Source organism: Paenibacillus pasadenensis DSM 19293, assembly GCF_000422485.1.
In the GTDB taxonomy this organism is placed as follows: domain Bacteria; phylum Bacillota; class Bacilli; order Paenibacillales; family Paenibacillaceae; genus Paenibacillus_O; species Paenibacillus_O pasadenensis.
Window position 1 is genome coordinate 61,302 of sequence record NZ_KE383856.1, and the last position, 14,307, is coordinate 75,608.

The 14,307-nt window shown below is 63.6% G+C and carries 12 protein-coding genes and 1 pseudogene; 12 read left to right on the forward strand and 1 reads right to left on the reverse strand.

The genetic code is table 11. From position 1 onward, the window contains the following. Positions 1-65: 65 nt before the first annotated feature. Positions 66-890 (forward strand): ABC transporter permease subunit, encoded by an 825-nt coding sequence (locus H582_RS29015; protein WP_240479058.1) that lies wholly within the window; start codon positions 66-68, stop codon positions 888-890. After that, the gene (locus tag H582_RS0121985) at positions 814-1,593 is read left to right on the forward strand and encodes an ATP-binding cassette domain-containing protein (RefSeq protein WP_240479059.1); all 780 of its coding nucleotides are present in this window, start codon (positions 814-816) and stop codon (positions 1,591-1,593) included. The genes H582_RS29015 and H582_RS0121985 overlap by 77 nt, the downstream gene beginning before the upstream one ends. A gap of 37 nt (positions 1,594-1,630) precedes the next feature. Here the strand turns inward: H582_RS0121985 and H582_RS0121990 are convergent, their stop codons facing one another. Continuing rightward, positions 1,631-2,506 carry a helix-turn-helix transcriptional regulator gene (locus H582_RS0121990; protein WP_028600261.1) on the reverse strand — a complete coding sequence of 292 codons (876 nt, stop codon included), beginning with the start codon at positions 2,504-2,506 and terminating at the stop codon, positions 1,631-1,633. Between the two features lie 136 nt (positions 2,507-2,642). Here H582_RS0121990 and H582_RS0121995 point away from each other — a divergent pair, with 136 nt between their 5' ends. From H582_RS0121995 to H582_RS0122035, 10 genes and pseudogenes are all read left to right on the forward strand, one after another. Beyond that, complete coding sequence (locus H582_RS0121995) at positions 2,643-3,683, forward strand: Gfo/Idh/MocA family protein (protein WP_028600262.1); 1,041 nt, start codon at positions 2,643-2,645, stop codon at positions 3,681-3,683. 12 nt (positions 3,684-3,695) lie between these two features. Continuing rightward, entirely contained in the window at positions 3,696-4,427 is a 732-nt protein-coding gene (locus H582_RS0122000; RefSeq protein WP_028600263.1) for a ThuA domain-containing protein, read from the forward strand. A gap of 73 nt (positions 4,428-4,500) precedes the next feature. Continuing rightward, positions 4,501-4,635, forward strand: a pseudogene (locus H582_RS33280) (LacI family DNA-binding transcriptional regulator); the annotation flags it as partial. 57 nt (positions 4,636-4,692) lie between these two features. Next, positions 4,693-5,508, forward strand: coding sequence for a substrate-binding domain-containing protein (locus H582_RS0122005; RefSeq protein ID WP_307719984.1), 816 nt, complete (start codon positions 4,693-4,695; stop codon positions 5,506-5,508). Between the two features lie 27 nt (positions 5,509-5,535). Continuing rightward, the gene (locus H582_RS0122010; RefSeq protein ID WP_028600265.1) at positions 5,536-7,206 is read left to right on the forward strand and encodes an alpha-glucosidase; all 1,671 of its coding nucleotides are present in this window, start codon (positions 5,536-5,538) and stop codon (positions 7,204-7,206) included. Positions 7,207-7,290: 84 nt separating this feature from the next. Further along, positions 7,291-9,099 carry a cache domain-containing sensor histidine kinase gene (locus H582_RS29020; RefSeq protein WP_052333539.1) on the forward strand — a complete coding sequence of 603 codons (1,809 nt, stop codon included), beginning with the start codon at positions 7,291-7,293 and terminating at the stop codon, positions 9,097-9,099. Further along, positions 9,077-10,675, forward strand: a complete 1,599-nt coding sequence (locus H582_RS0122020) for a response regulator transcription factor (protein WP_028600266.1) — start codon at positions 9,077-9,079, stop codon at positions 10,673-10,675. Before H582_RS29020 ends, H582_RS0122020 begins: the two co-directional genes overlap by 23 nt. A gap of 86 nt (positions 10,676-10,761) precedes the next feature. Beyond that, complete coding sequence (locus H582_RS0122025; RefSeq protein ID WP_373864119.1) at positions 10,762-11,745, forward strand: ABC transporter permease; 984 nt, start codon at positions 10,762-10,764, stop codon at positions 11,743-11,745. 15 nt (positions 11,746-11,760) lie between these two features. Continuing rightward, positions 11,761-12,639 carry a carbohydrate ABC transporter permease gene (locus tag H582_RS0122030; RefSeq protein WP_028600268.1) on the forward strand — a complete coding sequence of 293 codons (879 nt, stop codon included), beginning with the start codon at positions 11,761-11,763 and terminating at the stop codon, positions 12,637-12,639. Positions 12,640-12,700: 61 nt separating this feature from the next. Then, on the forward strand, positions 12,701-14,287 hold the full coding sequence (locus tag H582_RS0122035; RefSeq protein ID WP_028600269.1) for an ABC transporter substrate-binding protein: 1,587 nt from the start codon (positions 12,701-12,703) through the stop codon (positions 14,285-14,287). The last annotated feature ends 20 nt before the right edge of the window (positions 14,288-14,307 follow it).

The following is a 14,307-nucleotide window of genomic DNA, read 5'->3' on the forward strand; positions in this document are numbered from 1 at the left end:
AGGTACCCATCGAAAGGTCCGCATCCAAACGTTCCTGGACGGACAGCCGCCTGACCCCGTTCCTGGTGCCGGCGGCCATCCTGGTCGCCTGGCAGCTGCTCGGGCATTACGGCGCCGTGTCCTCGCGCACGCTTCCTACGCCGCTCAAGGTGGCGGAAGCGGGCATCCAGCTCGCCCGCACCGGCGAGCTGCTGCGCTACATCTGGAGCAGCACCCAGCGGGCGCTGCTCGGCTTCCTCATCGGCGGCGGCATCGGCTTCGCGCTGGGACTGCTGAACGGCCTGTCCCACAGCGCCAACCGGCTGCTCGACAGCACGATCCAGATGGTGCGCAACGTGCCCCATCTGGCGCTGATCCCGCTCGTCATCCTCTGGTTCGGCATCGGCGAGACGGCCAAGGTGTTTCTCGTCGTGCTGGGCGTGTTCTTCCCGATCTACCTCAACACGCTGCACGGCATCCGCTCGATCGATCCCGGCCTGCTGGAGATGGCGCGCGTGTACAAGATCCGCGGCGCGGCGCTGTACCGGCATGTCGTCCTGCCGGGAGCGCTCGCCTCGATCCTCGTCGGCGTGCGCTACGCGCTCGGTCTCATGTGGCTGACGCTGATCGTCTCCGAGACGATCAGCGCCAACAGCGGCATCGGCTACATGGCGATGAACGCCCGCGAGTTCATGCGGCTCGACATCGTCGTGCTGGCGATCCTGCTTTATGCGGCGCTCGGCAAGCTGTCCGACCTCGCGGCCAAGGCGCTGGAGGAGCGGCTGCTGCAATGGAATCCCAACTATGCGGTCGACAGGAAAGGAGGCGGGCGGCGTGGGCGCAGAGCAGAGGCGGGCGGCATCCGGAGCGAGGCTGCAGATCCGGCAGGCGGCAAAGTGGTTCGGGGATAAGCAGGTGCTGCATGAAGTGGAGCTCGACGTGCCGGCGGGCCAGTTCGTCGCCATCGTCGGACGCAGCGGCTGCGGCAAGAGCACGCTGCTGCGGCTGATCGCGGGGCTGGACGCCCCGAGCTCGGGCAGCGTCAGCCTCGACGGCGAGCCGGTAGCGGGCATCGGCGACCGGACGCGGATGCTGTTCCAGGACGCGCGGCTGCTGCCGTGGAAAAGCGCCCTCGACAACGTGCGCGTCGCCAGCGGCGGGACCGACCGCGCCCAGGCGCAACGCGCGCTGGAGCAGGTCGGCCTCGGCGACCGGGCGGACGAGTGGCCGGGCGTGCTGTCCGGCGGACAGCGGCAGCGGGTCGCGCTTGCCCGCGCGCTCGGCGGGCAGCCCGGCCTGCTGCTGCTCGACGAGCCGCTCGGCGCGCTGGACGCGCTGACGCGCATCGAGATGCAGCAGCTGATCGAGCGGCTGTGGCGCGAGCAGGGCTTCACCGCCGTGCTCGTCACGCATGATGTGAGCGAGGCGGTGGCGCTGGCCGACCGGGTCATCCTGATCGAGGAGGGGCGCATCGGGCTCGACCTCGACATCCGGCTCGACCGCCCGCGAGAGCATGACAGCTCGTTCGCGCATTACGAGCGGACGATTCTCGACCGCATCCTCGAACGGGATGCGGAGGCGGATCGGCGGCGAGAGCAGGTGTATACGATTTAACGGCATCGGCTTCCTTCGGAGGCTGCATATATACACGCTAGCCTTCCGTCCCTCCCGCGCCATAGGCGCTGGGAGGGACGCCTTTGCTTTTCTTGAACGCCTTGCTGAAGGAATAGACGTCCTCGAAGCCGACGAGGCGGCCGATCTCGCCGACGCGAAGCGTCGTCGTCCGCAGCAGCTCGCAGGCGCGGTCGATGCGCACCTTGTTGGCGTACTGCGCGATCGGCATGCCGGCGAGCTGGCGGAACGAGCGGTTCAGGGCGTCGAAGCTGCAGCCGAGCTCGCGCTCGATCCGTTCGCCCGTCCATTTGCCGGCATCGTCCTGGTGGATGCGGTCGAGCAGCTCATGCGCGGCCAGGTCGAGTCGGGACGTCCGCTTGCGGCTGCGCTGCAGCTGCGCCAGCATATGCTCGCGCGACAGCCAGACGAACAGCTCCGCCAGCTTCAGCGAGGCTAGGACGCGGTTGTACTGCTTGCGCCGCTGCAGCTGGATGAGCTCGCTCAGGACGCCGGCGGCCGGAGAGCGGGAGAACAGGGCGGGGATGTGGAACTGCTTCGGGAAGCGGCAGCGGCTGTCCGCCTCCTCCTCTTCTTCACGGAAGAAGGAGGAGACGAGCGGCTCCGTCTCGCCGGACGGCAGGCGGATCAGCTCCGGGTGCCTGAAGTGGATGTAGTAATAGTCGCAGGCATGGGCGGCCGTTCCTTCATGCTCCAGTCCGTCCTCGAGCAGGAGGGCGTCGCCGCTGCGCAGGACATGCGGCTGCCCGTCCTCGAGCAGATGCAGCTCGCCGCTTTTGACGAGGTAGAGGATGGGCTCGTCGGAGACGCGCCTGAAATGCATCCAGGGGCTGCCGTAGGAGATGAAGCCGACCAGAGCCACCTGCGGAGCGAATTCCAGATTGATCGAGATCACGAGGAAGCGTGCTCCCCTTTCAGCATAAAAGTCGGAATTGGATAAATGATGCCCGAAACGGCCATGTTCATCCCGTCCATCCTATCCTATGCTGGGAGTGGAGTTCAATCCCAATGGACAACAGAGGTGAGATGAAATGGCGGCCTTGAAAATCGGATTCATTGGAGTCGGAGGAATAGCCTCCTTTTATGCGGACGGACTGAAGAAGATTCCCGATGCGGAAATCTGGTCGATCTGCGACAGCAGCCCGGAGCCGCTCGAGCGGCGCAGGGTCGAGTGGGGGCTGCCGGCAGCGCGCGTGTACGAGGAGCCCGAGGCGATGCTGCGCGATCCCGAGCTGGACGCGGTCATGATCGGCACGCCGAACGAGAGCCACTGCGGGCTGGCCAAGCTGGCGATCGCGAGCGGCAAGGCGTTTGCGCTGGAGAAGCCGGTGGCGATGGACGCGGCGGAAGCGGCGGAGCTGGCGCAGCTTTTGAAAGCGTCTCCCGTTCCGCATCTGATCTGTTTTTCCTACCGCTACAAAAAAGCCGCCCGGTACGCGAGGCAGCTCATCAACGAGGGGCGGCTGGGCAGGATCCTGCATGTCCACAGCCAGTACATGCAGGGCTGGGCGATGGACGAGCGCATTCCGCTCGTCTGGAGGTTCCGCAAGGAGAAGACGGGATCGGGCGCGATCGGCGATCTGGGCAGCCACATTCTGGACCTGACCCGCTTCCTGATCGGCGGCACCGAGCGCGTCGTCGCCGATGCCGGCACGATCGTGCCGCAGCGCGACCTGCTGGACGGCTCCGGGCAAGGCGAGGTCGACGTCGACGACTTTTGCCATGTGCTCTCCCGCCTCGAGGGCGGCATCTCGTCAACGATGGCGATCTCCCGCTTCGCGAGCGGTCGCGGCAATTACCAGCGGATCGAGATTTACGGCACGAAGGGCGCGCTCGTCTACCGGCTGGAGGAGGACGATACGCTCCGCATCCGACTGGACGGCGACGAGGCGTTCCGCTCGGTCGACATCCCGGAGGCGTTCCATGCTGATCAAATGCGATCCTTCATCGAGCTGCTGCAGGGCGGCGGAGACGGGCTCGACGCGACAATCGAGGATGGGCTGGCGAATCAGCGGGCGGTGGACGCCATCGTAGAGTCGTTCGAGCAGCGGCGATGGGTAACGATTGAATAGGAGGAGATCAGCATGGCAGCGATCCGAGTCACCGTATGGAATGAATATCGGCATGAGAAGACCAATCCCCGGGTAGCGGAAATCTACCCGGAAGGCATCCACGGCGCGATCGCCGCCCATCTGCGTAGGGCAGGTTCGTTCGAGGTACGGACCGCGACGCTGGACGAACCGGAGCATGGCTTGACCGAAGAGGTGCTGGAGCAGACCGACGTGCTGCTCTGGTGGGGCCATCTGGCCCATGACGAGGTGAGCGACCAGATCGCGAGCCGCGTGCAGGACCGCGTGCTGCAGGGCATGGGCCTGATCGTGCTCCACTCCGGACATGGCTCCAAAGTGTTCGGTCGCCTGCTCGGAACGCGCACAGGCGCGCTGAAGTGGCGGGATGACGGCGAGCGGGAGCGCCTCTGGGTGATCGAGCACGGCCATCCGATTGCCGACGGGCTTGGAGAATTTATCGAGATTCCCAAGGAGGAGATGTACGGCGAGCGGTTCGAGATTCCGGCGCCGGACGAGCTCGTGTTCATCTCCTGGTTCGAGGGCGGCGAGGTGTTCCGCAGCGGCTGCTGCTACCGGCGCGGCAAGGGCAGGCTGTTCTATTTCCGTCCGGGACATGAGACGTTCCCCGTCTACCATCATCCGGACGTGCTGCAGGTCATCGGCAACGCCGTGCGCTGGGCGGCGCCGACTCCGGGAGCTCCGGCCGTCTACGGACGGATGGCGCCGATCGAGCCGATCGGCCGGTGATTGACGGACTGGCGGCCGGCTCCTATACTTGACGTAACCGGTTACGTTACGGGCAACAACCTATAGGAGGCGGCGAATGCTTACGATCCGCGATGTAGCCCGCGAGGCCGGGGTGTCGGTGGCGACGGTGTCCCGCGTGCTGAACGGCCTCGCCGGCTACTCGGACAAGACGAAGCGAAAGGTGCTCCAGACGATTGAAGAGCTGGGCTACCACCCGAACGCGGTCGCCCGCTCGCTGACGAACAAGCGGACGCGGACGATCGGCGTGCTGTTCCCGATGCTCTCCAGCGAGTTCGCCGCAGGCCTGCTGCAGGGCATCGAGAGCTATGCCCATGCGTGCGGCTACAGCGTGCTCGTCTGCAATACGGACGAGGACGGCAAGCGCACGCTCGACTACCTGCAGACGCTGCGCGAGAAGCAGGCCGACGGCATCCTGTTCGTCAGCGAGGCGCTGACGGAGCCGTATCTCGCGGCGCTCCGCCGAATGGACGTGCCTGTCGTGCTCATCAACTCGGAGACGGCCGACCCCCGATTCCCCCATGTCAAGGTGGATGACGCCCAAGCCGCTTACGATGCCGCATCCTACTTGATCGCGCAGGGCCATCGCGACATCGCGATGATCGCCGGCACCGAGAAGGATCCGGTCGCCGGCGCGCCGAGAGTGCAGGGCTGCCGGCAAGCTCTCCTCGATCACGGCCTGCCATGGGTACCGGAGCGGGTCGTCTACGGCGACTTCTTCTATGAGAGCGGCGCCGTCGCCATGCGGCGGCTGCTGGAGAGAGGCCTCCCTTTCACGGCGGTATTCGCCGCCAGCGACGAGATGGCGGCCGGCGCGATGCATCATGCGCTCGCGGCGGGCATCCGGGTGCCGGAGGAGCTGTCGGTCATCGGCTACGACGACATCCGCCTGGCGCGGATGGTGCATCCGCCGCTCACGACCGTGCATCAGCCGCTGGCGGAGCTGGGGCGGACGGCCGTCGAGAAGCTTATCGCCATGGCCGAGACGGGGCAGCCGGGAGAGTCCGTCCGGATCGCCCATCGGATTGTCGAGCGGCAGAGCGTTCGGAGCCTTTCCACATGAGCATGAACGACGAAAGGAAGAGGACAAATGGCAGACAAGTGGTGGAAAGACAGCGTCGTATACCAGATCTACCCGCGCAGCTTCATGGACAGCGACGGAGACGGAATCGGAGACATCCCCGGCATCCTCTCGAAGCTCGACTATCTGAAGCGGCTCGGCGTCGACGTCATCTGGCTCTGTCCGGTCTATGAATCGCCCAACGACGACAACGGCTACGACATCAGCGACTACCGGTCGATCCTGAGCGAGTTCGGCACGATCGCGGACTGGGAGGAGCTGCTGGCCCAGATCCACGCGCGCGGCATGAAGCTCATCATGGACCTGGTCGTCAACCACAGCTCCGACGAGCATGCCTGGTTCGTCGAGTCGCGCAAGTCCAAGGACAATCCGTACCGCGACTACTATATTTGGCGTCCGGGGGCGGACGGCGGCGAGCCGAACGACTGGGGCTCCTTCTTCAGCGGCTCCGCCTGGCAGTACGACGAGCGGACGGAAGAATATTTCCTGCATCTCTTCTCCAAGAAGCAGCCGGACCTCAACTGGGAAAATCCGAAGCTGCGGCAGGACGTGTACGACATGATGGCCTGGTGGCTTGACAAGGGCATCGACGGCTTCCGGATGGACGTCATCAACCTCATCTCCAAGAACCCCGCTCTCCCGCGGGTCGAGCAAGGCGAAGGCTGGCGCTTTGGCGGCGAGCATTTCATGAACGGCCCCCGCGTGCATGAATACCTGCAGGAGATGAACCGAGAGGTGCTGTCCAAGTACGACATCATGACGGTGGGGGAGACGATCGGCGTGACGCCGGAGGATGCCGCGCTGTACGTCGGCGAGGAGCGGAACGAGCTGAACATGGTGTTCCACTTCGAGCTCATGGACGTCGACTCCGGCCCGCACGGCAAATGGGATCTCAAGCCCTGGGACCTGCGCGACATCAAGCGGATCATCGCCAAGTGGCAGACCGGGCTCGAGGGCAAGGGCTGGAACAGCCTCTACCTCAACAACCACGACCAGCCGCGCATGCTGTCGCGCTTCGGCGACGACCGGACTTACCGCAAGGAATCCGGCAAGATGCTGGCGACGCTGCTGCATACGCTGCAGGGCACGCCGTACATCTATCAGGGCGAGGAGCTCGGCATGACGAACGTTAGGTTCGCCTCGATCGAGAGCTACAAGGACATCGAGACGCTCAACATGTTCGCGGAGCAGCTTGCGGCGGGACGCGACGAGGCGGACATCATGAACGCCATCTACGCCAAAGGCCGGGACAACGGGCGGACGCCGATGCAGTGGGACGGATCGGAGCATGCGGGATTCACAACCGGCACGCCTTGGATCGCCGTCAATCCGAACTATCCCGACATCAACGCCGAGCAGGCAGTGAACGACCCGGATTCGATCTTCCACTACTATCGGCAGCTGATCGCGCTTCGCCGCGAGCATGACGTAACCGGTTACTCCGGGTTCCGCCTGATCGGGGAGGAGGATGAGCGCGTCTTCGCCTACGTCCGCTCCCGAGGGGAAGAGTCGCTGCTCGTCGTACTCAATTTCTTCGGAGATCAGGCCGAGTTCCGGCTCCCCGAGGAGATCGGGTTCAGCCGCGCAGAACGGCTGATCGGCAACTATGACCCGCCCGCGAATCTGCGCCGCGCCCTCTTGCGGCCGTACGAAGCTCAAGTCTACCGGCTGTTCGCCTGATCGGCCGAACCGGCGCGGGCCGATCTGCCGCAAGGCAGGTCTGCCCGCGTTTTTTCCCATTTTCTTCCCCGGAGGCGCTTCCTCATGATCCACAAGACCCGGACGAAAAGGCTCGGCACGCGCTTCATCGCGCTGTTTCTCGCCGCTACGCTGCCCTTGCTGCTTTTGCTGCTGGCGGCGGGCCACTACGCACAGTCGGTCGTGCTCGCGCAGGTTGCCAGCTCCTACCGGAATCTGGTCGACTCCAACCTGCAGATGATCGAGAGGAGCCTCGGCGACATTACGACCAACATGGTCTTCATCGCCGAGCATGACGAGAACTTCCGCAAGTTCGGCGCGGCAGGACTGTCGGATTCGGACGCTTTTTTCGCAGAGATGGAGCTGCTCCAGCGGAACACGGCCTATCGCTCCTACTATCATACCGTCGACATGTTCTACATCTACTCCCGAGCCAGCGGCCGGCTCGCCGCGACCAACGTCATTCCCGGCTCCGACCATGACCAGGTGGGAAGCTGGATCACCGGCTCCTTGAACGACCCGGAGAGGAGCAAGGCGCTCCTGTACAAGTGGTCGACGGTGCGTATCGGCAGCCAGTCCTTCCTCCATCGCGCCGTCAGCGACGAGATGGGCGCGGGTACGTTCATCGGCGCTCTGATCAACGTCAATACGCTCCGCATCCCGCTGTCGGGGCTGGACCTGAGCCAGGGCGGCGACCTGCTGCTCGCCTCGCCCGACGGGACCGTCCTGACCGACCGGTCCGCCGAGCTGAGTCCGGCGTTCCGCCTCCCGCCGGAGCGGCTGGCGCAGGACGCTTCCTTTTCCTATGCCGATGGCGGGCGCAAGCTGTTCGTCGTGACGAGCCGCTCGGAGACGGCCGGCCTCAGCATGGCGGTCGTGCTGCCCTCGTCCGAGCTGCTGCGAGGATTAAAGGGATTCCAGACGCTTGTCAGCCTGCTGCCGCTGTTCGTCCTCGTCATCCTGCTCGCCTATCTCGTCATGCTGCGCCGGATCATCTACCGCCCGATCCTGCAGCTGCTCGGCGCGATCCGGCGGACGAAGGACGGGGACATGGAGATGAAGCTGCCGGGCTCGCCGATCGCCGAGTTCGACATCATCTACCGCACCTTCAACGGCATGGTGAAGGAGATCAAGGAGCTCAAGATCGACGTCTACGAGGAGCGGCTCCAGGCGCAGAAGGCGGAGCTCAAGCATCTGCAGCTGCAGATCAATCCCCATTTTTTCCTCAATACGATGAACATCATCTACCAGCTGGCCAACACCGGACGCGACGAGCTCGTCAAGAAGACGGTCCGGCACATGGTCCGGTACTTCCGCTTCATGCTCGGCTCGAGCCGCGAGACGATTCCGATGGCGGAGGAGCTGGAGCATATCCGCAACTACCTGGAGATCCAGAAGCTGCGCTACCAGGAAAGCTTCGCGTTCCGGATCGACATCGATCCGGAGCTGCTGGAGGCGCGCGTGCCGTCGCTGATCGTGCAGCCGTTCGTCGAGAACGCGATGCTGCACGGCATGAGCGTGCGGAAGGGAGAACCGTTCGAGCTGGCAATCTTCGTCTCGAAGGAGGACGGGGGGGAGAGGATGGCGGTCGAAGTGCGGGATAACGGCAAGGGAATGTCCCCGGAGCAGCGGCAGCTCCTCTCCTCGGACGGCCACGGACCGGGGGCGGACGACGCCCATATCGGCATCTGGAACGTCCGCAGGCGGCTGTCGATCCGCTACGGAGAGCGGGCTTCGCTGACTTTCCGGGCAGCGGAGCCGAGAGGACTGCGGGCCTGCCTGGCGCTGCCGCTGGAGACGGAGGCGGCTGACGGGGGAGCGGACATGATTCAAAAAAGGAGCGTGAGGCCTCATGACGGAGCTGCTGATCGTTGATGACGAGCGGTTCGCGGTGGAGGGGATTCTGGCATGCGTCGACTGGCAGGCGCTCGGCATCGAGCGCGTGCACGCGGCCCTGCATGCGGACGAGGCGAAATCGCTGCTGAGCGAGCGCCGCGTCGGCATTCTCATCTGCGATATTGAGATGCCGGACGAGGACGGGCTGTCGCTCGTGCGCTGGACTAAGGAGCATTCCCCGCATACGCAAACGCTGTTCCTGACCTGCCACTCGGAGTTCTCGTTCGCCAAGCAGGCGATGCAGCTGGGCAGCTCCGACTACCTGCTCAAGCCGGTTGACAGCGAGGAGCTCGAGCAGGTCGTAGGCCGGATGCTGGGGACGATCCGGGAACGGGAGGAGGCGCTTCTGCGGGACGAGCAGTACCGGAACGACAGGGAGTGGTGGAGAAAGCAGCGTCCGCTGCTGGCCGAACGCTTCTGGCAGGATCTGCTGTCGCGTCGCATTCTCTCGTTCGGCGATTTTCTGGAGCGCTCGCTGAAGGACGCGCAGCTGGAGCTCGCGCCCTCCTCCCGCGCAATGCCGATTCTCGTCAGCATCGAGGAGTGGCTGAAGCCGCTCGAGGGCCGCGACGAGGACATCATGGAATACGCCGTGCGCAAGGCGGCCGGGGAGATCCTGCTGGACGGGCTGGACGGCCACGTCGCCCAGGATCGCAGCGGCGTGCTGATCGCCATCGCCTGCTCCGGCGAGGAGCTCGCGGCGGAGCGCTGGCGAAACGCGGCGTACAAGCTGATCGCCGTATGCGAAGCTCATTTCTACTGCAGGGCATCCTGCTACATCGGGCGGTTCGTGCCGCTGCCGGAGCTTCCGCGATGCGCCGAGCAGCTGCGCGGACTGGAGCGCACCCGTCTCGGACCGAAAGGATCGGTCGTCGTCTATGAGCCGCAGCCATCCCGCCTTCCGGGCGGGGATCATTCCGACAGCCTCGACGCGCCGCTGCTAGCGTCGCTCTTGCTGGCGGGGGACGGCGCGGGAGCTTCGGAGCTGATCCTGCGAAGCGTCGAGCCGCTAGGGGCGAGTCCCGCGCTCCAGCTGCGGCAGATCGAGCGGTACTGCCAGGACACGCTGCACGCTGTCTACAGCTTCCTGCAGGCCAAGGGCATCCCGGCCGCGGCGGTGCCGCAGTTCTCGCTCTGGGAATCGGCACGGATCCGCAGCCTGACGCAGTACCGGAGCTGGGCGGAAAATATCGTCTTCGCCGTTCTGGAAGCCGCCTTCTCGCCCAAGGAGGAGGACGGAGCCGTGCGCAAGGCGGTCCAGTTCATACACGAGAACGTCGAGGAGGATATTTCACGGGACGACGTAGCGGCGCATGTGCATCTGAACCCGGCTTATCTGTCCCGGCTGTTCAAGAAGCAAACGGGCTCGAGCCTGATCGACTGCCTGATTGCAGCCAAGTTGGACCGGGCCCGGCAGCTGCTCGGCGATCCGTCGATCACGGTAGCGGCCGCCGCCCAGCAGGTCGGATACAGCAACTTTTCCCATTTCACCAAAATGTTCAAGAAGCAGTTCGGCGTCAATCCGCAGGAATACCGGATGTCACGAAACGACTAGGGAGAGGTATCAAAAACGGCGGAGCGCCGTTGTCTGCCTCTCTATACTAAGGTCATGGAAACCAAACCGACAAGAAGGTGGACGAAGTGGCTGCAGTAGATTTCGCGCAACAAACTCAAGAAGAGCTGCCCGAGCCAAGGGCGAAGGCGCGTCCGAGGCGGGGGCTGAAGCAGGCCTGGCAGTACCGGGCGCTCATCGTCCTGGCTCTGCCGGCGATCCTCATGCTCTTCATCAACAACTATTTGCCGATGTTCGGCATTTTCCTCGCCTTCAAGGATCTGAACTATACCGAGGGCATCTGGGGCAGCGCCTGGGTCGGGCTCAAGAACTTCGAGTTCCTGTTCGCCTCCAACGACGTGTGGCGCATCATCAAGCATACGCTGCTGTACAACCTCGCCTTCCTCGTCTTGGGCACCGTTCTGGCCGTGCTGCTGGCGATCGTGCTCAACGAGGTGCGAAGCCGCATCCTGTCCAGGTTTTTCCAGAGCGCGGCAATCCTGCCGAACTTCGTTTCGATGGTCATCGTCGGCTACCTCGTATTCGGCTTCCTCAATCCGGATCTCGGCTTCGTGAACAAGTCGATCCTGGAGCCGATGGGCAAAGATCCGGTCGCCTGGTACGCCTCGCCGGAATACTGGCCTTACATCCTCCTCCTCGTCAATACGTGGAAGACGGTCGGCTACTCGGCCATCGTCTATCTGGCGGCGATCGTCGGACTCGACCAGGAATACTACGAGGCGGCGCGCATCGACGGAGCGAGCCGCTGGCAGCAGATGACCAAGATTACCGTGCCGCTCATCACGCCGGTCATCATCATCCTGACGCTGCTCGCGATCGGACGCATCTTCAATGCCGACTTCGGCCTGTTCTACCAGGCGACGATGGCGTCCTCGATGCTCAAGGAAACGACCGAGGTCATCGATACCTACGTCTACAACGCCCTGCTCGTCACGGGCGATACCGGTCTGGCCTCGTCCGCAGGCCTGATGCAGTCGATCGTCGGCTTCGTGCTCGTCCTCACCGTCAACTACGTCGTGCGCAAAATCAGCAAAGAGAACGCGCTGTTCTAAGGAGGATGCGGCATCTTGGACAATAAACGAACGAATCCCTTCATCATCATCGGGCTGAGCCTGTTCAGCCTCGCCTGCATCCTGCCATTCTGGCTCGTGTTCACGATCTCGATCTCCAATGAAACGGACGTGACGAAGCACGGATACAGCTTCTGGCCGAAGCAGATCGACCTGGTCGCCTACCGCTATCTGCTGCAGGACTCCGCGTCGATCCTGCGGGCGTACGGCGTGACGATCCTCGTCACGATCATCGGCGTCGCGGTCAGCCTGTTCATTACCTCGGCGCTCGCCTACACGCTGTCCCGCAAGGATTTTCCTTACCGGGGCGCGCTCAGTTTCTATGTTTTCTTCACGATGCTGTTCTCGGGCGGCCTGCTTCCCTGGTATCTGGTGTACACCCGCTTCCTCGGCGTCCAGGATACGCTGCTGGCGCTCATTCTGCCCGGCCTGATCGGCGGCTTCAACGTGCTGATCATGCGGACGTTCTTCACGAACAGCATCCCCCCGTCCCTCATCGACTCCGCACAGATCGACGGGGCGAGCGAGTACCGCACCTATTTCAGCATCATCCTGCCGCTGTCGCTGCCGGTCATGGCGACGATCGGGCTGTTCACCATCGTCGCGTACTGGAACGACTGGTTCACCAGCCTTGTGTTCATCAACAACGAGAAGCTGTACTCGCTGCAGTACCTGCTCAACAAGACGCTGATGAACGCGGCGTTCCTGCAGGCGATCGCCGACAAGGCGTACAGCAATACCGCGACCGTCGCGCAGCCGCTGGAATCGATCCGGATGGCAATGGCGATGGTGGCGATCGGGCCGCTCGTGCTCGTGTTCCCCTTCCTGCAGAAATACTTCGTCAAAGGCTTGACGGTAGGGGCAGTCAAAGGCTGATTCCGGCTCCGGCCGGTTGAGCACATAGAAGAAAACAGGCATTCAAGGGGAGGCAATATTCATGAAACGATGGAAGAAACGCTCCACGATGCTGACCGCGCTGCTGCTTACGGCGGCGCTCGGTGCGGCAGGCTGCTCCGGCGGCAACGGCGGCGAAGGCCAGAACGGCGCGGCCGGCATCTCGCCGGCTCCTTCGTCCGACGGAACGAAAGCGCTTGCGCCATACGAGGTCGTCATGGTGTATCCGGACGGACCGCAGAACGATCTCGGCACGGTCCAAAGCGCGATGAACGATTACCTGAAGCAGACCTATCCCGAGATGAACGTGTCGGTCAAGCTGAATCCGATCGACTGGGGCGCCTGGAGCGACAAGACGAACCTGATGATGGCGTCCAGCGAGAAGTTCGACCTGATCTTTACGGCAGACTGGCTTGGCTTCAACCAGCAGGTGACCAAGGGCGGCCTGCTGCCGCTGGACGATCTGCTCGCCAAGTACGGACCGGACATCGAGGCGGTCGAGAAGGACTTCCATGACCCGGCCAAGCGCGGCGGCAAGCTGTACGGCATCCATACGCATCAGGAGCTCGGCGGCACGCAGGGCGTCTATGTCGACAAGGCGCTGGCGGAGAAGCATGGCTTCGATCTCAGCGTGTTCAAGGAAGGCAAAGTCGAAGCGCTGGAGCCGATGCTCGCGGCGATCAAGGACAAGGAGCCGGGCGTCACGCCGCTCGTCGCGCCGAGCTTCCCGCTCGAGGCCTACTACGGCTCGGGCACGACGGATGCGATCGCCAGCGTCGCCGTCCTGAACGTGCTGAATACGGACCCGGACGACTTCACGGTCGTCAATACGTTCACGACGCCGCGCTACATGGAGCTGGCCAAGCTGACCCACAAGTGGTTCAAGGCGGGCTACATCAACAAGGACGCGCTGACGCCGGGACTGGACGTGTGGAAGAAGTTCCAGGCCGGCAAGGCGTTCGCGTTCGTCGGCGACATGGACATCATCGCCGACATGTCGATCGGCTCCGTGGCGACATCGCCGAACGGCACGCTCAAGGCGGGACGGGAAGTGCTGCAGATTCCGCTCAACATCGACCGCCTCCAGACCGGCAAGATGACGGCGACGATGCAGGCGATCTCCAAGACGAGCAAGGACCCGGCCCGCGCCATGATGCTGCTGAACCTGTTCTACAAGGACAAAGAACTGCTCACGCTGTTCAACTTCGGCGTCGAGGGCAAGCACTATGTGCTGCAGGACGGCCAGATCGCGCTGCCGGAAGGCAAGACGAGCAGCGATGTCGGCTACAGCCACGACATCATGTGGCAGATCGGCAACCAGATGCTCAACTACACCCGCGTCGGCGAAGATCCGAACAAATACGAGAACTACAAGAAGTTCAACGAGGCGATCTCGCAAAATCCTTCCCGCATCTTCGGCTTCATCTTTGATCCGGAGCCGGTCAAGAACGAGATGATCGCGATCGACACGGCCATCAAGCCTTATGTCGACGGCATCAAGTCCGGCCAGCTCGATCCGGAGGAGAACGTCCCGAAAATGCTGGACAAGATGAAGGCGGCTGGCTCCGATAAAGTGATCGCCGAAGCGCAGAAGCAGCTGGACGCCTGGAGACAGGCCAACGGCAAGTAGGAAGAGAGACAGCAGGTTTG

Bases quoted from the DNA above. Each gene is read 5' to 3' on its own strand.
- H582_RS0122000 (WP_028600263.1), top strand. From the start codon at position 3,696: ATGGCAGCGATCCGAGTCACCGTATGGAATGAATATCGGCATGAGAAG.
- H582_RS0121995 (WP_028600262.1), top strand. From the start codon at position 2,643: ATGGCGGCCTTGAAAATCGGATTCATTGGAGTCGGAGGAATAGCCTCC.
- H582_RS29020 (WP_052333539.1), top strand. From the start codon at position 7,291: ATGATCCACAAGACCCGGACGAAAAGGCTCGGCACGCGCTTCATCGCG.
- H582_RS0122010 (WP_028600265.1), top strand. From the start codon at position 5,536: ATGGCAGACAAGTGGTGGAAAGACAGCGTCGTATACCAGATCTACCCG.
- H582_RS0122020 (WP_028600266.1), top strand. From the start codon at position 9,077: ATGACGGAGCTGCTGATCGTTGATGACGAGCGGTTCGCGGTGGAGGGG.
- H582_RS0122035 (WP_028600269.1), top strand. From the start codon at position 12,701: ATGAAACGATGGAAGAAACGCTCCACGATGCTGACCGCGCTGCTGCTT.